This is a genomic window from Neisseria sp. SLRRB23, from assembly GCF_050896295.1.
Taxonomy (GTDB): Bacteria; Pseudomonadota; Gammaproteobacteria; order Burkholderiales; family Neisseriaceae; genus Neisseria.
Window position 1 is genome coordinate 14,271 of sequence record NZ_JBPBFH010000015.1, and the last position, 19,417, is coordinate 33,687.

The following is a 19,417-nucleotide window of genomic DNA, read 5'->3' on the forward strand; positions in this document are numbered from 1 at the left end:
CCCCATCTAAAATACCCTTTCCCCACAGGGAAAACAGCTTCAGACGGCATATCCGCCGCACCAATATGACTGATGCAAATAATGAGCACAAATGGAAAAAGACCTGTACCAAAAAGTACAGGTCTTTATCTGGGGTGGCTGATGGGGCTCGAACCCACGACAACCGGAATCACAATCCGGGGCTCTACCAACTGAGCTACAGCCACCATAAAAACGGTTTGCAATCAAAAATCTTGGCACGCCCGACAGGAATCGAACCTGTAACCCCCGACTTAGAAGGTCGGTGCTCTATCCGGTTGAGCTACGGGCGCTCATGCCGATTCGTGCTGATTGATTGGTCGGGGCGGTGGGATTCGAACTCACGACCCTCTGCTCCCAAAGCAGATGCGCTAACCGGGCTGCGCTACGCCCCGACTTGAAGAGATGAACTATACAGTTCAAGGAAAGATGCGTCAACATTTATTTTCAAAACACCAAGATGGAAAATATAGTTTTTTGATTTGAAAAAATATTTAATCCGTCCAAACAGCCGTATTTTATAGTGGATTAACAAAAATCAGGACAAGGCGACGAAGCCGCAGACAGTACAAATAGTACGGAACCGATTCACTTGGTGCTTCAGCACCTTAGAGAATCGTTCTCTTTGAGCTAAGGCGAGGCAACGCCGTACTGGTTTTTGTTAATCCACTATATTTCAGGGCAAATTTATTTTCGGCATCCTGCTGTAAAAATATACGGAAAATGCGATAATTTTCAGCATTTTCTACCTGTTTAAACAAAAGGACGGATATGTCGGCACAACTGATCAACGGTAAAGAAGTTTCGCAAAAACGCCTGCAGGCGATTGCCGAAGCGGTGGCGCAACGCCAACAGGACAATCTGCACACGCCTTGCCTGGCCGTGGTTTTGGTCGGAGGCGACCCTGCCGGCGCAGTTTATGTCCGCAACAAGAAAACCGCCTGCCAAAAATGCGGCATCAAGTCGCTGTCGTACGAACTGCCCGAATCAACATCGCAGGAAGAACTGTTGGCACTGGTCAACCGCCTGAACGCCGATTCCGAAGTGGACGGTATTCTGGTTCAGCTACCCCTGCCGAAGCACCTCGACAGCCAGGCGGTTTTGGAACGTATTTCGCCGGATAAGGACGTGGACGGCTTCCATCCTTACAATGTCGGCAGGCTGGCGGTCAAAATGCCGCTGATGCGCCCGTGTACGCCCAAGGGCGTGATGACGCTTTTGGAGGCTTACGGTATTGATCCGAAGGGGAAAAAAGCGGTCGTAGTCGGCGCGTCGAATATTGTCGGCCGCCCGCAGGCTTTGGAACTGCTGCTGGCGCGCGCAACGGTAACGGTCTGCCACAGTGCGACCGAAAATCTGGCAGACGAGGTTGCCGGGGCCGATATTTTGGTGGTCGGCGTAGGCATTCCGAACTTTGTCAAAGGCGAATGGATCAAACCCGGCGCGGTCGTTATTGATGTGGGCATCAACCGTCTGGACGACGGCAGCCTGTGCGGCGACGTGGAATTTGAAACGGCAAAAGAACGGGCGGCGATGATTACGCCCGTTCCCGGCGGCGTGGGCCCGATGACGATTGCCACATTGATGGAAAACACCCTGCACGCGGCTTTGCTGCACGATGCTTGAGCGGTTCTGAAGATAAAATGCCGTCTGAAAGGCTTTCAGACGGCATTTTGCCGTGTCCGTTTATTTGGGCAGCTTGACGACAACCGTATCCGCCATCATGTCGTAAAGCGTGCGGCGGTCGCGTTTGACCATAAAGAGCAGGACAAAGTTGGCAAGAAATGCCAGCAGGTTGATGGCGTTTTCTCCGTTTTCACCTACTGCAAGACCGATAACGGTGGCAATAATGGCAACCAAAACCGACCATGCAATTTCGCGTACCAAAACCGTACCGACAAAACCGGGATTACGACCGTCGGTTTTCAACACGCGGATTCTCATGATTTTCTTACCCAATGACTGCCCGTCCCTGCTCATATAGTAGATTTGAACGACGGTGTACGCCAAAATGCCCGCCAGTCCGACCCAAAAGGAAGTCATGCCAAAAAGCAGCCCGAACATTTCTTCGCCGCTGCCAATCCTGCCTTCATTCTTGATGACTAAGGCAATCAGTCCGACAAACGGCACCAACAAAACCAAAAAGGTAAACAATTGGTTCAGCAGGGCCGCAAGTATCCGGTCTCCGGCACCGGCAACCGTTACCTCGATTTCCTGAATGTCAGACCTGCCGACACCGGCCACACCGATATAGTTGTTTCTTTCTTCCATGTTTCTTTCTTCCATGTTTCTTCCTGATAATGGTTCTTAACTGACCCCGATTCTACCGTCCTGACACCGAAAACGCCAATATTTAAAGAAATCCCGATAAAGAACTTTACATTTTCCCAATACGGCGTTAAAACGCTTTCTTTACGCCATACATAATTTTATTAACGATTTTCCTCAAGGAGCAATACATGAAAGTAGGTTTCGTCGGCTGGCGCGGTATGGTCGGTTCGGTTTTGATGCAGCGTATGAAAGAAGAAAACGACTTCGCCCACATTCCCGAAGCATTTTTCTTTACCACTTCCAACGTCGGCGGTGCAGCCCCTGATTTCGGTCAGGCGGCTAAAACATTATTGGACGCGAACAACGTTGCCGAGCTGGCAAAAATGGACATCATCGTTACCTGCCAAGGCGGCGATTACACCAAATCCGTATTCCAACCCCTGCGCGACAGCGGCTGGAACGGCTACTGGATTGACGCGGCGTCTTCACTGCGCATGAAAGACGACGCGATTATCGTCCTCGACCCCGTCAACCGCAACGTCATCGACAACGGCCTCAAAAACGGCGTGAAAAACTACATTGGCGGCAACTGCACCGTTTCCCTGATGCTGATGGCTTTGGGCGGCCTGTTCCAAAACGATTTGGTCGAATGGGCAACCAGCATGACCTATCAAGCCGCTTCCGGCGCGGGCGCGAAAAATATGCGCGAACTCATCAGCGGCATGGGCGCGATTCACGCCCAAGTGGCGGACGAGCTTGCCGATCCTTCCAGCGCGATTCTCGACATCGACCGCAAAGTGTCCGATTTCCTACGCAGCGAAGACTATCCGAAAGCCAACTTCGGCGTACCGCTCGCCGGCAGCCTGATTCCGTGGATCGACGTGGATTTGGGCAACGGCCAGTCCAAAGAAGAATGGAAAGGCGGCGTGGAAACCAACAAAATCCTCGGCCGCAGCGACAATCCGACCGTAATCGACGGCTTGTGCGTCCGCATCGGTTCTATGCGCTGCCACAGCCAAGCCATCACTCTGAAGTTGAAAAAAGACCTGCCTGTTTCCGAAATCGAAGCGATTTTGGCAGGCGCGAACGACTGGGTGAAAGTCGTCCCCAACGAAAAAGAAGCCAGCATCCGCGAGCTGACGCCCGCCAAAGTTACCGGCACGCTGTCCGTCCCTGTCGGACGCATCCGCAAACTGGGTATGGGCGGCGAATACATCAGCGCGTTCACCGTCGGCGACCAACTCTTGTGGGGCGCGGCCGAACCTCTGCGCCGCGTGTTGCGCATCGTGTTGGGCAGCCTGTAAACCCTGTTTGAATGGAAATGCCGTCTGAATCCTGTTTCAGACGGCATTTTCCTTGCAACCCCAGCCGCCGAAATGCCCAATATGCAGACTTCCGGCTATGGTCGAAATTCCGATAAAGCAAGCGTTCACGCCAACAACATTTCCTGCATCAGCTTCATACCCCACTGCCAGCCGCCGAGCATGCCGTTCAAACTGCCCGGATGCGGGTACAGCAAAAGGCGGGCGTTCCACGTATCTGCCTGTTTTTGCGCCCAACCGTGCGGCACGCCCCCGTGTTCGGGTACAACCAATGCGGCACGGCAAGGACAGCGCACGCGCCGGAAGGTGTGTTCCGCATCATCAGAGAAAATATCGGGACGCTGCGGTACAAGGATGATGTTGGCAATTTTCTTCCGGGTCAGGATGTCTGCCCGATACAGCCACGCCAAGAATGCGGCCGCGCCCGCTCCGTGTGCGACAACGGCGATATGTCTGCCCTGTATCCATTCGAATGCCGTCTGAAGCCCTGCCTGCCATTCCCCTATGCTTTGACCGGCCGATGCTTCGGACATCTGCACGACGGGATAACTGACCGCCCAACGGTCTATCCACATCTGATCCTCTCCGGCATCGCGTATCAGCCAAAGCGTCAAATCTTCGAGTTCAAAACCCTGCATACCGCCCGCCTATTTCAGCAGGTCCCGGAGGGTAAAGGCGATGAGCAGCGAAGCGGGTACGCTCAATATGGCGCAGACGGTCAGGCAGACAAAAATATTCACCACCCGCCGCCAGCCTTTCCAACCCAAACATTTGGCCGCAATCAGCAGGCAGGGCAGACAAATCAGCAGCCACACCAACGCCCATATCGGGTTTGCCTTGGTCGGCGCAAGCCAGCCCTGCATCCTCGACAACATAAATATCGCCCACACCAACATGGGCAGGATAAACGCAGCGACAACCCATGCCGCGCCGATGCCGGTTTTTCCGTCCACATTCCAATCATATTTACCCAAAACTTTATTCGGCAGCATAGTCATACTCCACGACCAGCGGCGCATGGTCGGAAAATTTTTCGTCTTTATAAACGTGTGCGGACACGGCTTTGGCGGCAAGTTCGGGCGTAACCATCTGATAATCGATGCGCCACCCGACATCTTTCGCATACGCCTGCCCACGGTTGCTCCACCACGTGTAGCCCGGCACATCGGGATAAAGCGTGCGCCACATATCCGTCCAGCCCAGCGTATGGATGACTTTGCCTATCCACTCGCGCTCTTCGGGCAGGAAGCCCGAATTTTTCTGATTGCCTTTCCAGTTTTTCAGGTCGATGTTTTGGTGGGCGATGTTCCAGTCGCCGCAGACGACAATGTCGCGCCCTTCGTTTTTCATCGCTTCGAGCATAGGGTAAAACGCATCGAGGAAACGGTATTTCACCTGCTGGCGTTCTTCTGCGCTGCTGCCGCTGGGCAAATAAAGCGAAATAACGCTCAACCTGCCGAAATCGCAACGCACAAACCGCCCTTCCCTGTCGAATTCTTCAATGCCCATACCGATTTGCACATTGTCGGGTTTGCGTTTGCTGTACACCGCCACGCCGCTGTAACCACGCTTCTCGGCACAATGCCAATAGCCGTGCATCCCGTGCGGATTTTTCATATTGGCAGACAAATCTGCTTCCTGCGCTTTGAGTTCCTGCACGCAGACAATGTCCGCGCCCGATGCGGCGATGTATTCGTAAAATCCCTTTTTATAAGCGGAGCGGATGCCGTTGACGTTGGCGGAAATGATTTTAAGCATAATAAAAATAAGTTCTCACAATGTTCCCATACACAAAGCGGCACCCGGTGCGCCGCCCGGTATTTCCCATTCGGTCCTGCCTGCTGAAAACGGCGGGGCGTCAAGCGGGAAATGCCGTCTGAAAACGAAAAAAGGGCAAAAGGCGGTACTTTTCACAAAAACACCTCTTATCTTATTCTCCATAATCTAGTAATTTATTTAATAAGTCATCCAATTCTTTATCGTTTAATCCAATTTCATAGAGTACTCTATGCAAACTATAAATCCATCTATTAAAATTATTTTGCTTATTATTGATAATATTAGATATTTTTTTTATTTCCAGAAAGTCTTCCGGGTTAAATCCAAGATCTTTTAATCTGATTTTAATATTATTAATAACATCTTCCATGTTTATTACTTTTGCCCTTTCCGATACAGTTCAACCGCGCCGCCAAGTCGTGCCGCCGGCGCTGTCTTCCAAAATGATTTTGTGTTCGTTCAGAAGGTCGCGGATGCGGTCGGACTCCGCCCAGTTTTTATCCGCGCGAGCCTGTTTGCGGCGGGCGATTAAGTCTTCGATTTCTTCGTTGGAGAGGCCGTCTGAAACCGCGCCGCCTTGCAGGAACTCAATCGGATCGCGTTGCAGCAAGCCGATGATGCCGCCCAAGGCTTTCAGGCAGCCGGCAAGGTGCGCATCATTGGTTTTGTTCACTTCTCCTGCCAGTTCGAACAGCACGGCAACGGCTTCAACCGTGCCGAAATCGTCATTCATGGCGGCGTAGAAGCGGCGGGTGTAGTCGTTGGCATTTTCGGACAAATCAAACGCGGCGGCAGGCGTGTTTTTCAAGGTGGTGTATAGACGGGTCAACGCGCCTTTCGCGTCGTCCAAATGCGCGTCGGAATAGTTCAACGGGCTGCGGTAGTGGGCGCGCAGGATGAAGAAACGCACAACTTCAGGGTCGTATTGTTTCAATACTTCGCGGATGGTGAAGAAGTTGCCCAGCGATTTCGACATTTTTTCGCCATCCACGCGGATGAAGCCGTTGTGCAGCCAGTATTTGACGTGGCTGGCGATGCTTTGCCCGTGGTGGGTTTGCGCGTGGTCATGACCGCAGGTATGACCGCTTGCGCCGACGCTTTGAGCGATTTCATTTTCGTGGTGCGGGAACTGCAAATCCGCACCGCCGCCATGGATATCGAAGGTATCGCCGAACAGGTTTTCGCTCATGGCAGAGCATTCGATATGCCAACCCGGACGGCCATTGCCCCAAGGGCTTTCCCATGCCGGCTCGCCTGCTTTCGCCGCTTTCCACAACACAAAATCAAGCGGATCGCGTTTGAAACCATCGACTTCCACACGCTCGCCTGCGCGCAGGTCGTCCAACGATTTACCCGATAATTGTCCGTAAGCGGCAAACTCGCGCACGGCATAGTAAACGTCGCCGTTTGCGGCAGGGTATGCCTTGCCGTTTTGAATCAGGGTCTCAATCATGGCAATCATTTGCGGGATGTTTTCCGTTGCCTTCGGCTCAATATCCGGACGCAACACACCCAAAGCATCGGCATCTTCGTGCATGGCCTGAATGAAACGCGCAGTCAGCTCGCCGATGGTTTCGCCGTTTTCAGCCGCACGGGCGATGATTTTGTCGTCGATGTCGGTGATATTGCGCACATAAGTGAGCGGATAACCGCACTCACGCAACCAACGGGCAATCATGTCGAACACCACCATCACACGGGCATGGCCTAAGTGGCAATAGTCGTAAACAGTCATGCCGCAGACGTACATACGCACGTTTTCAGGGTCGATGGGAGTGAAGGGTTCTTTTTGACGGGTAAGGGTGTTGTAGATGGTGGTCATGTTTAATTTTCTGTACTATTTAAATTAATGAATTTAGCCAAAAATGAAGGACGAGCATAAAATGCTCTGGATGTAGAACCATGCCCTGATCCTTTTGTTCTTGGTTGGATATATATACCCATCTTGCCTGTCAGGAAATTAAATCCTTTATTTGGGTCTAGAATGGTCTGACGTACTAAATTGTAATCAGCTTTTACTGATTCATATAAATCAGAACCTTCATTCAAATCAAATTCGACAATATCATAAACAAAACTAGGGTCATCAACAGTTCTCCCAACAGTTCTTGCAACAACGACTGCTTTTTTTAATTTTGATAGTAAGTGGCTATCTTCAAATTCTTTCTGACAAACATTAACAGGATCAATCATAGTAATAGCCATCGTTTCTTTGAATGCTAATCTACCATTTCTTAGGGTTTTTATTGGGATAGATTTTAATTCCCATGAACCGAAGTTGGGTGATTGGGCAGAATTTAACGGCAACTCCAAAAAACGTTCTACTACATGTCCCGCCCACCCTTTATTAACTTTTCCTGATGGAGCATAGACAGTAACATTATATTCTCTTGCTAAATCATGTAGGTTCTTTCCAAGTAAATCCTGCATTTTCACAATAGCCTCTCTACGTTCCATTAGTTATCCTTTTCTCTGCCAATTCAAAAAAATCTTGCTTCATCTCACATCCGCAAAATTTCCGTCCATTTTTTATAGCAGCAACACCTGTTGTTCCACTGCCCATAAATGGGTCGAAAATCAAATCGCCAACATTAGATGCAGCTAATATACAGCGCTCTAGCAATGCTAGCGGTTTTTGCGTTGGGTGTTTACCGAACGTTTTTTCCGTTTTGTTTGGTGGTGGGAACATCCAGACACTTTTCATTTGTTTGCCATTGTTTTGTATTTTCATCATGTCGTAATGGAAAATATGCTTTGCCTTCTTATCTTTCTTTGCCCATAACAGTGTTTCGGTGGAATGGGTAAAAAATCGGCAGGACAAATTAGGTGGGGGATTAGGTTTTTCCCAGGTAATATTGTTCAGAATATGATACCCGATGGTCTGCATTAAGTAGCCGATCAGATAAATATTATGAAATGTGCCACATACCCAAATCGTGCCATTCGGTTTTAGCAAGGCATAGCATAAGCGCAGCCATTCTTCGTAAAAAACTAAATCCGCCACCATGCCTTTAGATTTATCCCAACTACCTTTATTGACGGAAACCATTTGCCCGTTTTGGCAGGTAAAGCCATCATTGGATAAAAAATAAGGAGGATCGGCAAAAATCATATCAAAACAGCCATCCGAGTGTTTGTCCAAGATACGGCGCATCACATGAAGAGAGTCTTCGTTATAAATAATGGAGTCGTCTGAAACCAGTTTTTTCAGACTGCGTCCATAATGTGCTACTTCTTCCGATAGTTTGTTAAATTCACTCATAAATTGCTAGTAATTCTCCGACTTTTTTCCTGCTGCTTCCTTTGGCGGCAATACTGCGTTGAACTTCGACTGTTTTAATAACAGCATCACGGTAAATCTCACGGGTAAATGTGGTATCGTGATTGGAAATTAGAATACCGTGCGCCCGCCGTGCTGTTTGTTTGGCAGTTTCTGCCAAGCGTTTTTGTTCGTCCAAATCGAAACCGCTTTTGGAGTAGGAGGTAAAGGACGAGGTTTCGCTCAAAGGTGCATAAGGTGGATCGCAATAAACGGTGTCGCCATCTTCTGCTGCATCTAATGCCATCTGGAAATCGCTGCAGATCAAATCTATCCGTTCGGATTTCTGTACAAAAGCCTGCATTTCGGTTTCGGGAAAATAAGGAGATTTGTAGCGTCCGAACGGTACGTTGAAACAGCCTTTGCTGTTGTAACGGCACAATCCGTTGAAGGCATGGCGGTTCAGATAAACAAACAAAGCTGCGCGCTCAATGGTGTCAGTACTGTGGTTAAATCTGTCACGTAAGTCATAATATTTTTTTTCGTTATTATTTTCAGGGATAAAGAAAGAATGTGCGTAGTTGATAAAACTATGCTTTTCTGTTTTTAAGTTTGAAAACAGAACAATCAAGTCAGTATTAATGTCATTGAGCAAATACCTCTCAAAATCCAAAGATAGTGATAAGGCAGCAGAGCCTGAAAACGGTTCAATCAGGCGTTTTCGTTTTTTTATGGGGATGTGGGTTTCAATAAAGGGGACAAGTTTATACTTCCCTCCAGCCCATTTCAGAAAGGGTTTGGACATATCTTGCTCATAGTCGCCCGTAAGCGGCTATATCATATTCGGTTACTTAATAATCGCCTGTAGACGATTAGCTTGTTCGTGGTCGTTACGATTCTTTCTAAGAATACTTTGTTGAATTTCAGACGGCCTTTAACGTCATCAATAGGCCGTCTGAAATTTTTCACTCCGGCTTAAACACGCCAGTATCCGTTTTAGGCTGATGTTCGATAATTTCAACATTTACCGCCGCTTTCTCCGCTTCGGCTTTTTCAGCTTCGATACGTTTTTTCTCGGTCAGGTATTGGTTGATTTGGTGTACCAATTCCTGCGTGCCTTGGTGGGTCAGGGCGCTGATTTGGAAGAGGCGCGGGGTTTCCATGTCGAATTGGAAACGGTCGTCTGGTTTGGGGTAGTCCCAGCCGATGGCTTCGAGAAAGGCAGCGGTACGCGCTTGGGCTTCTTCTTCATCGAGCATATCGAGTTTATTCAGTACCAGCCAGCGCGGTTTGCCGTAGAGTTCTTCGTCGTATTTGCGCAATTCGTTGATGATAGCAAGTGCTTCTTCGGCGGGGTTGACGGTTTCGTCGAAGGGCGCCAAATCGACGACGTGCAGCAGCAGGCCGGTGCGTGATAAGTGTTTAAGGAAACGATGGCCGAGGCCTGCGCCCTCTGCCGCGCCTTCAATCAGACCGGGGATGTCGGCCATGACGAAGCTGTGGTTTTCGTCGATGCGTACCACGCCCAAATTCGGATGCAGGGTGGTAAAGGGGTAGTTGGCGATTTTGGGGCGGGCGGCGGATACGGCGGTAATCAGGGTGGATTTGCCGGCGTTGGGCATACCCAATAAGCCGACATCGGCGAGGACTTTGAGGTCGAGTTGCAGGGAACGGGTTTCGCCTTCTTCGCCGGGGGTGGATTGTTTGGGGGCGCGGTTGACGGAAGATTTGAAGTGGATGTTGCCCAAGCCGCCTTTGCCGCCTTTGGCGAGACAGACGCGCTGACCGTGATAAGTCAGGTCGGCGACGATTTCGTCAGTGTCGAGGTCGCGGATGAGGGTGCCGACGGGCATTTTGAGAACGATGTCGTCCGCACCTGCGCCGTAACGGTCGGAACCGTGGCCTTTTTCGCCGTTTTTGGCTTGGTAGCGTTTGACGAAGCGGTATTCGACGAGGGTGTTGGTGTTTTCGTCGGCTTCTGCCCAGACGCTGCCGCCTTTGCCGCCGTCGCCGCCGTCCGGGCCGCCGCGCGGTACGAATTTTTCGCGGCGGAAACTGGTTGCGCCATTACCGCCTTTGCCTGCGGCGACTTCGATTTTTGCTTCGTCGATGAATTTCATTCAATGCTCTTGTTTGTTGGTTTCAAATGGGGGTTCAGCCGGCATGGCGTGTGTTTTGATGCCGTCTGAACAGAATTTCGGACGCTATTATAAGGGATAAGCGGTATTTCAACACGCCGTACCAAAACTATTTGCTCCGCCCATCTTAATGAATTTTTAAGCAAATCTTCAGCCTGCAAACAAAATATATCCAACTTCTTTTGTACAATCGCGCCTTTTTGACATTCCGACCCGACGGAATGTCCGTTTAAACCGTTACATATAATAAGGTTTTTTTATGGACACAAACCAGCCTGCCGTTTACGACCCGTTGACACGCGCGCTGCACTGGCTGACCGTTGCCGGTTTCATCGGCATTCTGACCACCATTGTCCTGTGGACGATTTATAGTGGATTAACAAAAATCAGGACAAGGCGACGAAGCCGCAGACAGTACAAATAGTACGGAACCGATTCACTTGGTGCTTCAGCACCTTAGAGAATCGTTCTCTTTGAGCTAAGGCGAGGCAACGCCGTACTGGTTTTTGTTAATCCACTATACGAAGAGGCGGAATAGGCGGGCAGCCTGTTCGGCCTGCACAAACCTTTCGGTTTCCTCACGCTGACGGTGATTGCATTGCGCATCGTGTGGGCGGTTGCCAACCGCGCCAAGCGTCCGCAAAGCGACAGCAAGGCTGCGGCGGCAGGACACGGCATTCTGTATCTGCTCATGCTTGCCGTTCCCGTTATCGGCATGATCCGACAATACAGCAGCGGCCGCGGCCCGTTGAAAGTGTTCGGCGTTGAAGTAATGCAGGGTTCGCCGGAAAAAATCGAGTGGATGGCAAACTTAGGCAACACGTTCCACGGCAATTTGGGCTGGCTGCTGTTTGCCGCCGTCGCCGGACACGTCGCCATGGTCGTCGTCCACCGTGTTCAAGGCAAAGACGTGCTGTACCGCATGACGGGGCGTGTCCGTTGATTCCGTTCGCACTATGGTGCCGGTCCGTCCGGCATCATTTGTTTTTCCACGACAGTGCCAAATCGTACAAAGCCTTTTTGCCCTCACCTGTAATCTTGGCAGCAAGCTCCGCCGCCTGTTTGGTCGGCAGCTCGGCCGTAAGGATTTTCATCACATTTTGTGCCGATTCCGGCAATTCCCCGGTGTTTTCGTTTTGTGCCGGATACAGTATCAACACCATCTCGCCGCGCGATTGGTTGCTGTCGGCAGACAATGCCGTCTGAATTTCCCCAACCGTGCCGCTTAAGAACGTTTCAAACGTTTTCGTAATTTCGCGCGCCAGCATCAGACGGCGTTCGGGGAACAGTTCCACCATATCGGCAAGCGTCGCCCCGATTCGGTGCGGCGTTTCAAACATGACGATAGGAAATGCCGCCCGCACCCATTTGGCAAACAGTTTCCTGCGTTCTCCCGATTTCGGTGGCACAAAACCGTTGAAATAAAAATCGGATTCCGCCACGCCAGCCACGCTCAAAGCCGCCATTACCGCGCTTGCGCCAACAACAGGGACAACTTTAAACCCGGCCTCGCGCACGCGGCCGGCAAGTTTCGCACCCGGGTCGCACACGGCCGGCGTACCCGCATCGGAAACCTGTGCCACAACCATGCCGTCTGAAAGATAGCCGACAATCTTGTCCGCCATCTGCCGTTCGTTGTGTTCGCGCACGCTGACGAGTTTGCCCTGAATGCCGTACGCGCTCAAAAGCTGCGCGGTAACGCGCGTATCTTCGGCACAGATGATGTCCGCCTTTTGCAATACCGCCAAAGCACGCAGGGTAATGTCTGCCAAATTGCCGATGGGCGTGGCAACCACGTATAATGTCCCTCCGACGACGCTGTCGGGGGCTTTCTGCAAGTGTTTCTGAAACATAAGAATGCCGTCTGAAAAACAAACATTATAGTGGATTAACAAAAATCAGGACAAAGCGATGAAGCCGCAGACAGTACAAATAGTACGGCAAGGCGAGGCAACGCCGTACTGGTTTTTGTTAATCCACTATATAAAGGTTAAACCGATTATGCGCTTAAACCACAAACAGGGCGAGGCAGGCGAAGATGCCGCGCTTGCCTTCCTCCAATCCCAAGGCTGCACGCTGCTTGCCCGCAACTGGCACTGCGCCTACGGCGAAATCGACCTGATTGTCAAAAACGGCGGCATGATTCTGTTTGTTGAAGTAAAATACCGCAAAAATCGGCAATTCGGCGGTGCCGCATACAGCATTTCCCCATCCAAATTATTGAAACTGCAACGAAGTGTAGAGTATTATCTGCAACAGAACAGGTTGACAAACGTACCGTGCCGCCTCGATGCGATACTTATCGAAGGAAACCGCCCGCCCGAGTGGATACAGAATATTACAGGTTGACGATATGACGACATTACAAGAACGCGTTGCCGCCCATTTTGCCGAAAGCATCCGTGCCAAGCAGGAAGCCGAAAAAGTACTGGTCGAGCCGACCGTACAGGCTGCCGAGCTGATGCTGCAATGCCTGATGAACGACGGCAAGATTCTGGCGTGCGGCAACGGCGGTTCGGCTGCCGACGCACAGCACTTCGCCGCCGAAATGACCGGGCGTTTTGAAAAAGAACGTATGGAACTCGCCGCCGTCGCCCTGACAACAGACACCTCCGCGCTGACCGCCATCGGCAACGACTACGGTTTCGACCACGTATTCAGCAAACAAGTGCGCGCGCTCGGACGTGCAGGCGACGTCTTGGTCGGCATTTCCACCTCCGGCAATTCCGCCAACGTCATCGAAGCCGTCAAAGCCGCACACGAACGCGATATGCACGTCATCGCCCTGACCGGCCGCGACGGCGGCAAAATCGCCGCCATGCTCAAAGACACCGACGTTCTGCTCAACGTTCCCTATCCTCGAACTGCTCGCATTCAGGAAAACCATATTTTGCTGATACACGCCATGTGCGACTGTATCGACTCCGTATTGTTTGAAGGAATGTAACCCTTTTCAGACGGCATGGCGCAAAGCAATGCCGTCTGAAACGCCCAAGAAAGGAAGCCCCCGATGAAACTCAAACTGCACACCGTCCGCATCCTGACCGCCGCCATTTTCAGCCTTGCCCTTAGCGGCTGCGTCAGCGCAGTAATCGGCGGGGCGGCGGTCGGCGCGAAATCCGCCATCGACCGCCGCACCACCGGCGCGCAAACCGACGACAACGTAATGGCGTTGCGTATTGAAACCACCGCCCGCTCCTACCTACGCCAAAACAACCAAACCAAAGGCTACACGCCCCAAATCTCCGTTGTCGGCTACAACCGCCACCTGCTGCTGCTCGGACAAGTCGCCACCGAAGGCGAAAAACAGTTCGTCGGTCAGATTGCACGTTCCGAACAGGCCGCCGAAGGCGTGTACAACTACATTACCGTCGCCTCGCAACCGCGCTCCCTCGGCGACATCACCAACGACACCTGGAATACCTCCAAAGTCCGCGCTACGCTGCTGGGCATCAGCCCCACCACGCAGGCGCGCGTCAAAATCGTTACCTACGGCAATGTAACCTACGTTATGGGCATCCTCACCCCCGAAGAACAGGCGCAGATTACCCAAAAAGTCAGCACCACCGTCGGCGTACAAAAAGTCATCACCCTCTACCAAAACTACGTCCAACGCTAACCCGCTGCCATGCCGTCCGAATCACCCTTCAGACGGCATGGGATTACCCTACCGAATGCAATCGAAAATGACAAAAAAAACCGGCAAACCTTTCAGGCTGACGCCAAAAATCCTCATCCGCACCCTGCTGCTCGTCAGCATCATAGCCATAGGCGCATTGGTTGCAGGCATCATCAGCACATTTAATCCAAACGGAGACAAAACCCTCCGCGTAGAACAAGCACGCACCGACAGCATCTTCGAAACCGAAATCTGGAGGCCGAACGGTACAGTCGGACAAGATATCGTCCAACCCGTAAACCAACAAACCGCCGCATCAGAACCCGAGCAAACAAACGATACAAAAGATACGGACGAAAACGGCAACAAGCTGCCGCCACCTGCCGCGCCCAAGAAACAGCGCACCAAGCCGCAACCTTCAAATATCGATCAGGCGGACAAACAGCCGCCCCAGTCAGAAAAAGCAATCGTAGAAACCCCCGTACTGCCTAAAAACATCCCCCATACCGAAGAACCTAAAGAAACACCCAAAGAACAGGCACGCCCAAAAGAAAACCATACCCAAACAGACAAACCGCAAAACACCCCCCAAAAAACCCATAAAGAAGTCATCGACAATCTCTTCTGACACGGATAATAGGTACGGCAGATAAGCCGGAAACCCAAGGAATCATCATGAACGGCATTATCATCAAGACACCCGAAGAAATCGAAAAAATGCGCGAACTCGGCCGCCTCGTTGCCGAAGCCCTCGACTACATCGGACAATTCGTCAAACCTGGCGTAACCACCAACGAAATCGACAAACTCGTTTACGACTACCACGTCAACGTCCAAGGCGGCTACCCCGCCCCCCTCCACTACGGCAACCCGCCCTACCCCAAATCCTGCTGCACCTCCGTCAACCACGTCATTTGCCACGGCATTCCCGACGACAAGCCGCTCAAAGAAGGCGACATTATCAACATCGACCTTACCATCAAAAAAGACGGTTTCCACGGCGACTCCAGCCGTATGTTTACCGTCGGCAAAGTTTCCCCCATCGCCCAACGGCTAATTGACGTAACCCACGCCTCCATGATGGCGGGCATAGAAGCCGTCAAACCCGGCGCAACACTGGGCGAAGTAGGTTACGCCTGCCAACAGGTTGCCGAAAACGCCGGTTATTCGGTTGTACAGGAATTTTGCGGACACGGCATCGGGCGCGGTTTCCACGAAGCCCCGCAAGTGTTGCACTACGGAAAAAAAGGACAGGGTCCCGTTCTAAAACCGGGTATGATTTTTACCGTCGAACCGATGATCAACCAAGGCAAACGCCACCTGCGTATCCTCAACGACGGCTGGACGGTGGTTACCAAAGACCGCTCCCTCTCCGCCCAATGGGAACACGAAGTTTTGGTTACCGAAACCGGCTACGAAATCCTCACCGTCAGCCCGGCCACCGGCAAACCCTAACCCCCCTATAAAAACAAACAATGCCGTCTGAAAGAAACGGCAGATATAATATGCAATATAAAAACAGGCTTGACTCGACACATTACAAAAATAAAGCAAATTAAAATTTACGTGGCAACCAAACAAACTTTAAAAGGAATTCCCATGAAAGTATTTGAAGAGATTGAAGACATTAAAGAAATCCGCAAAAAAACCGGTCTTAACCACATAGACATCTGGGGCAAGGTCGGCGTAACGCAATCCGGCGGTTCCCGCTACGAAACCGGACGCAAGATGCCCAAACCCGTACGCGAACTGCTCCGCCTCGTCCATATCGAATGCCTCGATTTAGCAAAAGTCAACAAAAAAGATATGGAAATCGCCGCCCTGTTGAAAAAACACCATCCCGACCTGTATGCCGAATTGTCCAAACAGACCAAGTCTGAAAGAAAAAAACAAGGTTAAACCGCAACCTCCGGATGTCCGGAGGTTTTTTATTTCCAAAGAACGCAAACAATGCCGTCTGAAACACCGGACAGGCTGCCGTACCCCACCTGCCGCCCCTGCATCAAACCGCCGAACCGCCCGAACCTGCCTTTTTACAAACTTTATCCAATTTCCTGTTTATTTCAGGATACGCCGACATTAAAATGTCAAATAGCCCGAAACGGGCAAACTCCACATCTATCCAAAGGAATAAAAATGAAACTTCTGACCACTGCAATCCTGTCTTCCGCAATCGCGCTCAGCAGTATGGCTGCCGCCGCCGGCACGGACAACCCCACCGTTGCCAAAAAAACCGTCAGCTACGTCTGCCAACAAGGTAAAAAAGTCAAAGTAACCTACGGCTTCAACAAACAGGGTCTGACCACATACGCTTCTGCCGCCATCAACGGCAAACGCGTACAAATGCCCATCAATTTGGATAAATCCGACAATATGGACACGTTCTACGGCAAAGAAGGCGGTTATGTGCTGAGCACCGGCGCAATGGACAGCAAATCCTACCGCAAACAGCCTATTATGATTACCGCACCTGACAACCAAATCGTCTTCAAAGACTGTTCTCCACGTTAACCAGGCAACAAAAAACAGCGTTTTCAAAAATGAAAACGCTGTTTTTTTATATTACAAATCAAATACCCAGAATCTTAGCAGTATAAGCAATAATCTCATCAGCCATTCCGGAGTTATCGTTCAACTTGATACCGTAACCGGGCACCAATTCTTTCAGACGGCATTTCCAAGATTGCGCACGCTCGGGAAAACATTGGTGCATAAGGCGAATCATCAGCGGTACGGCAGTCGAAGCACCCGGTGAGGCACCCAACAGTGCGGCAAGCGAGCCGTCGGCATGGGCGACAATCTCCGTACCAAACTGCAATACGCCGCCTTTTTTCGCGTCTTTCTTAATCACTTGGACACGCTGTCCCGCAATAATCAGTTCCCAGTCGTCAGGATTTGCTTCAGGATAATAGTCTCTCAACGAAGCGAAGCGTTGTTCTTTGGTTTTACGCAATTCGCCCAGCAGGTATTTGGTCAACGGCAGGTTGGCCCAACCTGCGCACATCATCGGATAAATATTGTCCCTATGGATGGACAGCGGCAAATCCATCAGCGAACCCTGCTTGAGGAAATTGGGACGGAAACCTGCATACGGGCCGAACATCAAATGACGCTGACCGTTGACATTGCGTGTATCCAAATGCGGAACCGACATCGGCGGCGCGCCGACAGATGCCTGACCATAAACTTTTGCATTGTGCTGTGCGACAGTTTCCGGGTTGCTGTTTCTAAAAAACAGGCCGGAAACAGGAAAACCGCCGTAACCTTTTCCCTCGGGAATTCCGGACTTTTGCAACAGGGTCAATGCGCCGCCGCCTGCACCGAGAAACAGGAACCTCGTCCGTAAAACCAAGCCTTCCTGTTTGTTCATATGCGACGTTTTGATTTCCCATGTACCGTCGTTTTGACGTTTGATACTCTCAACGTGTTGCCCGAACTCGGTTTTCACACCTTTCTTCTGCAAATATCCCACCATTTGCCGCGTCAACATGCCGAAATCGACATCCGTACCTTCTGCGGAGAAGTTTGCCGCGACAGGCTGACTGTCGTCCCGGCCGCGCATAATCAGCGGAGCCCAATCGGAAATCTTGTTCCGATCGGTAGAAAATTCCATATTTTCAAAAAGTTTTTGGGTTTTAAACGCGTCATAACGTTTTTGAAGATAAGAACAATGGTCTTCATTCATCACCAAAGACATATGCGGCACGGCATTAACGAAAGAATTATCTTCCAACTTGCCTTCCGCAACCAGCGTCGCCCAAAACTGGCGGCTGACATGGAACTGTTCGGCAATATTGAGGGCACGCGTCGGATCGATAATCCCATTTGCACCCAACGGTGCGTAATTCAGCTCGCACAGGGCGGAATGCCCCGTACCCGCATTATTCCATGCATTCGAAGACTCCAAAGCCACATCTTCCAGCCGTTCAATCAGGGTAATCTCCCAAGACGGTTCGAGTTCCTTCAACAACACGCCCAAAGTGGCGCTCATGATACCTCCACCCACCAACACAACGTCTGTTGCTTCAGCCATGGTTCTACTCCTAGAAAACAGGCATATCCTGCCCTTATGATTATTCGTCTTACTACAAACGCCTGACTTGTGGAAGCAGAGAAAACTAGCAATGGTGTGTGTCCGAATACACTGTTTTTTTTGGTTATGAATGCGTTGCAAGTATGGTTTCTGACACCGCTTCAGGTGCTTATAATATGTTATCGTGAATTTAGTGGATTTTACTGAGAAATGCAAAGATTTTCTGCCAAGCACTAGGGCGAAGACTAGGAAATAAAAAATAAAAATAGTTATTTATTTATATATATCAAATTTTTATAAAATAAATAATCAAAGTTATTTATATATTAATTTTTAAAAAATTGTCAGCATCTTGTGTTAAGTTTCTTCAATTTACAAATACTGCCTCACACCTGCACGCCGTATCCCGCCAACCTGCCGGTCAGGATTTCCCTGTTTCTGCACCAATCTTCCCTCAGCATACTGTATACAACCGTATCGCGCACACTGCCGTCTTTGCGAAGCATGTGCATACGCAGCACGCCGTCTTTTTCCGCACCCAACCGTTCGATGGCACGTTGCGAGGCAAGGTTCAGAATATCCGTGCGCCATCCCACGCAACAGCAAGCTAAAACATCGAACGCGTAATCCAACAACATGATTTTGCAACAGGTGTTTATCCGCGTCCGTTGTGCCGATGCCGCATACCATGTGAATCCAATATCCAAACGCGGAATCTGCGGTTCAAAATGATAATACGCCGTTGTCCCGACCACCCTGTCCGCCTCTTCATCGACAACCGCAAACGCCAAACGCGTTGCCAATGCTGTTCCGATATAGTCTGCCACCCTATCCGGATGGGGCGCGGACGTTACCCTCAGCTTCCAAACCTCCCCATCGCAAACCGCCTCGCGCAAACCCATTTCATGATGCACATCCAACGGTTCGAGACGAACGCCGCCCAATGACAAGACCGGCAGTATTATCCTTTCCGACATC

The 19,417-nt window shown here is 50.7% G+C and carries 24 protein-coding genes and 3 tRNA genes; 11 read left to right on the forward strand and 16 right to left on the reverse strand.

What is annotated here, in order from left to right; translation table 11 throughout:
* Positions 1-130: 130 nt before the first annotated feature.
* The 3 genes from ACRPFF_RS05390 to ACRPFF_RS05400 all read right to left on the reverse strand — a co-directional run bounded on the left by ACRPFF_RS05390 (position 131) and on the right by ACRPFF_RS05400 (position 413).
* Positions 131-206 (reverse strand) — tRNA-His (locus tag ACRPFF_RS05390).
* Positions 207-234: 28 nt separating this feature from the next.
* Positions 235-311, reverse strand: a tRNA-Arg gene (locus ACRPFF_RS05395).
* A 24-nt stretch (positions 312-335) separates the two neighbouring features.
* A tRNA-Pro gene (locus ACRPFF_RS05400) sits at positions 336-413 on the reverse strand.
* A gap of 376 nt (positions 414-789) precedes the next feature.
* Between ACRPFF_RS05400 and folD the strand changes: the two genes are divergently transcribed.
* Positions 790-1,644 (forward strand): bifunctional methylenetetrahydrofolate dehydrogenase/methenyltetrahydrofolate cyclohydrolase FolD, encoded by an 855-nt coding sequence (folD, locus tag ACRPFF_RS05405; RefSeq protein WP_432674027.1) that lies wholly within the window; start codon positions 790-792, stop codon positions 1,642-1,644.
* A 60-nt stretch (positions 1,645-1,704) separates the two neighbouring features.
* On the opposite strand, the gene ACRPFF_RS05410 is transcribed toward folD, so the two are convergent.
* Positions 1,705-2,289 carry an RDD family protein gene (locus tag ACRPFF_RS05410; protein WP_432674055.1) on the reverse strand — a complete coding sequence of 195 codons (585 nt, stop codon included), beginning with the start codon at positions 2,287-2,289 and terminating at the stop codon, positions 1,705-1,707.
* A gap of 188 nt (positions 2,290-2,477) precedes the next feature.
* Here ACRPFF_RS05410 and asd point away from each other — a divergent pair, with 188 nt between their 5' ends.
* Entirely contained in the window at positions 2,478-3,593 is a 1,116-nt protein-coding gene (asd, locus tag ACRPFF_RS05415; RefSeq protein WP_432674028.1) for an aspartate-semialdehyde dehydrogenase, read from the forward strand.
* A gap of 125 nt (positions 3,594-3,718) precedes the next feature.
* Here asd and ACRPFF_RS05420 read toward each other — a convergent pair whose 3' ends face one another.
* From ACRPFF_RS05420 to obgE, 9 genes are all read right to left on the reverse strand, one after another.
* Positions 3,719-4,249: an alpha/beta hydrolase gene (locus ACRPFF_RS05420; RefSeq protein ID WP_411712672.1), complete on the reverse strand. Its 531-nt coding sequence runs from the start codon at positions 4,247-4,249 to the stop codon at positions 3,719-3,721.
* 9 nt (positions 4,250-4,258) lie between these two features.
* Positions 4,259-4,603, reverse strand: coding sequence for a hypothetical protein (locus tag ACRPFF_RS05425; protein ID WP_107860453.1), 345 nt, complete (start codon positions 4,601-4,603; stop codon positions 4,259-4,261).
* Complete coding sequence (locus ACRPFF_RS05430) at positions 4,590-5,369, reverse strand: exodeoxyribonuclease III (protein ID WP_432674029.1); 780 nt, start codon at positions 5,367-5,369, stop codon at positions 4,590-4,592. The genes ACRPFF_RS05425 and ACRPFF_RS05430 overlap by 14 nt, the downstream gene beginning before the upstream one ends.
* Before the next feature lie 172 nt (positions 5,370-5,541).
* Positions 5,542-5,760, reverse strand: coding sequence for a hypothetical protein (locus ACRPFF_RS05435; protein ID WP_211709557.1), 219 nt, complete (start codon positions 5,758-5,760; stop codon positions 5,542-5,544).
* 30 nt (positions 5,761-5,790) lie between these two features.
* Entirely contained in the window at positions 5,791-7,212 is a 1,422-nt protein-coding gene (gene cysS, locus ACRPFF_RS05440) for a cysteine--tRNA ligase (RefSeq protein WP_432674030.1), read from the reverse strand.
* A 2-nt stretch (positions 7,213-7,214) separates the two neighbouring features.
* On the reverse strand, positions 7,215-7,847 hold the full coding sequence (locus tag ACRPFF_RS05445) for a MutH/Sau3AI family endonuclease (RefSeq protein ID WP_079454083.1): 633 nt from the start codon (positions 7,845-7,847) through the stop codon (positions 7,215-7,217).
* A complete protein-coding gene (locus ACRPFF_RS05450; RefSeq protein ID WP_432674031.1) occupies positions 7,837-8,652 on the reverse strand; it encodes a DNA-methyltransferase in 816 nt (271 codons plus the stop codon). Before ACRPFF_RS05450 ends, ACRPFF_RS05445 begins: the two co-directional genes overlap by 11 nt.
* Entirely contained in the window at positions 8,645-9,454 is an 810-nt protein-coding gene (locus tag ACRPFF_RS05455; RefSeq protein ID WP_411712676.1) for a Dam family site-specific DNA-(adenine-N6)-methyltransferase, read from the reverse strand. Before ACRPFF_RS05455 ends, ACRPFF_RS05450 begins: the two co-directional genes overlap by 8 nt.
* A 160-nt stretch (positions 9,455-9,614) precedes the next feature.
* Positions 9,615-10,769 carry a GTPase ObgE gene (obgE, locus tag ACRPFF_RS05460; protein WP_432674032.1) on the reverse strand — a complete coding sequence of 385 codons (1,155 nt, stop codon included), beginning with the start codon at positions 10,767-10,769 and terminating at the stop codon, positions 9,615-9,617.
* Positions 10,770-11,046: 277 nt separating this feature from the next.
* Between obgE and ACRPFF_RS05465 the strand changes: the two genes are divergently transcribed.
* Both ACRPFF_RS05465 and ACRPFF_RS05470 read left to right on the forward strand, forming a co-directional pair.
* Positions 11,047-11,211 (forward strand): hypothetical protein, encoded by a 165-nt coding sequence (locus tag ACRPFF_RS05465; RefSeq protein WP_308018237.1) that lies wholly within the window; start codon positions 11,047-11,049, stop codon positions 11,209-11,211.
* Positions 11,212-11,334: 123 nt separating this feature from the next.
* A complete protein-coding gene (locus ACRPFF_RS05470) occupies positions 11,335-11,730 on the forward strand; it encodes a cytochrome b (protein WP_432674056.1) in 396 nt (131 codons plus the stop codon).
* Between the two features lie 34 nt (positions 11,731-11,764).
* Here ACRPFF_RS05470 and rsmI read toward each other — a convergent pair whose 3' ends face one another.
* Complete coding sequence (gene rsmI / locus ACRPFF_RS05475) at positions 11,765-12,640, reverse strand: 16S rRNA (cytidine(1402)-2'-O)-methyltransferase (RefSeq protein ID WP_432674033.1); 876 nt, start codon at positions 12,638-12,640, stop codon at positions 11,765-11,767.
* A gap of 148 nt (positions 12,641-12,788) precedes the next feature.
* On the opposite strand from rsmI, the gene ACRPFF_RS05480 reads away from it, so the two are divergent.
* The 7 genes from ACRPFF_RS05480 (at position 12,789) to ACRPFF_RS05510 (ending at position 16,917) form a co-directional block, all read left to right on the forward strand.
* Positions 12,789-13,136, forward strand: a complete 348-nt coding sequence (locus ACRPFF_RS05480; protein WP_025457485.1) for a YraN family protein — start codon at positions 12,789-12,791, stop codon at positions 13,134-13,136.
* Between the two features lie 4 nt (positions 13,137-13,140).
* Positions 13,141-13,734 carry a phosphoheptose isomerase gene (locus ACRPFF_RS05485; RefSeq protein WP_432674034.1) on the forward strand — a complete coding sequence of 198 codons (594 nt, stop codon included), beginning with the start codon at positions 13,141-13,143 and terminating at the stop codon, positions 13,732-13,734.
* A 63-nt stretch (positions 13,735-13,797) separates the two neighbouring features.
* On the forward strand, positions 13,798-14,406 hold the full coding sequence (locus ACRPFF_RS05490) for a BON domain-containing protein (RefSeq protein WP_432674035.1): 609 nt from the start codon (positions 13,798-13,800) through the stop codon (positions 14,404-14,406).
* A 4-nt stretch (positions 14,407-14,410) separates the two neighbouring features.
* Positions 14,411-15,034, forward strand: a complete 624-nt coding sequence (locus ACRPFF_RS05495; protein WP_432674057.1) for a hypothetical protein — start codon at positions 14,411-14,413, stop codon at positions 15,032-15,034.
* Positions 15,035-15,081: 47 nt separating this feature from the next.
* Complete coding sequence (gene map / locus ACRPFF_RS05500; RefSeq protein ID WP_432674036.1) at positions 15,082-15,861, forward strand: type I methionyl aminopeptidase; 780 nt, start codon at positions 15,082-15,084, stop codon at positions 15,859-15,861.
* A gap of 144 nt (positions 15,862-16,005) precedes the next feature.
* Positions 16,006-16,305, forward strand: a complete 300-nt coding sequence (locus ACRPFF_RS05505) for a helix-turn-helix domain-containing protein (RefSeq protein ID WP_432674037.1) — start codon at positions 16,006-16,008, stop codon at positions 16,303-16,305.
* Positions 16,306-16,542: 237 nt separating this feature from the next.
* Positions 16,543-16,917 carry a DUF7606 domain-containing protein gene (locus ACRPFF_RS05510; protein WP_250314667.1) on the forward strand — a complete coding sequence of 125 codons (375 nt, stop codon included), beginning with the start codon at positions 16,543-16,545 and terminating at the stop codon, positions 16,915-16,917.
* 58 nt (positions 16,918-16,975) lie between these two features.
* Here ACRPFF_RS05510 and ACRPFF_RS05515 read toward each other — a convergent pair whose 3' ends face one another.
* The gene (locus ACRPFF_RS05515) at positions 16,976-18,439 is read right to left on the reverse strand and encodes a malate:quinone oxidoreductase (RefSeq protein WP_411712683.1); all 1,464 of its coding nucleotides are present in this window, start codon (positions 18,437-18,439) and stop codon (positions 16,976-16,978) included.
* Between the two features lie 386 nt (positions 18,440-18,825).
* Entirely contained in the window at positions 18,826-19,416 is a 591-nt protein-coding gene (locus ACRPFF_RS05520) for a GNAT family N-acetyltransferase (protein WP_432674038.1), read from the reverse strand.
* Position 19,417: the final 1 nt, after the last annotated feature.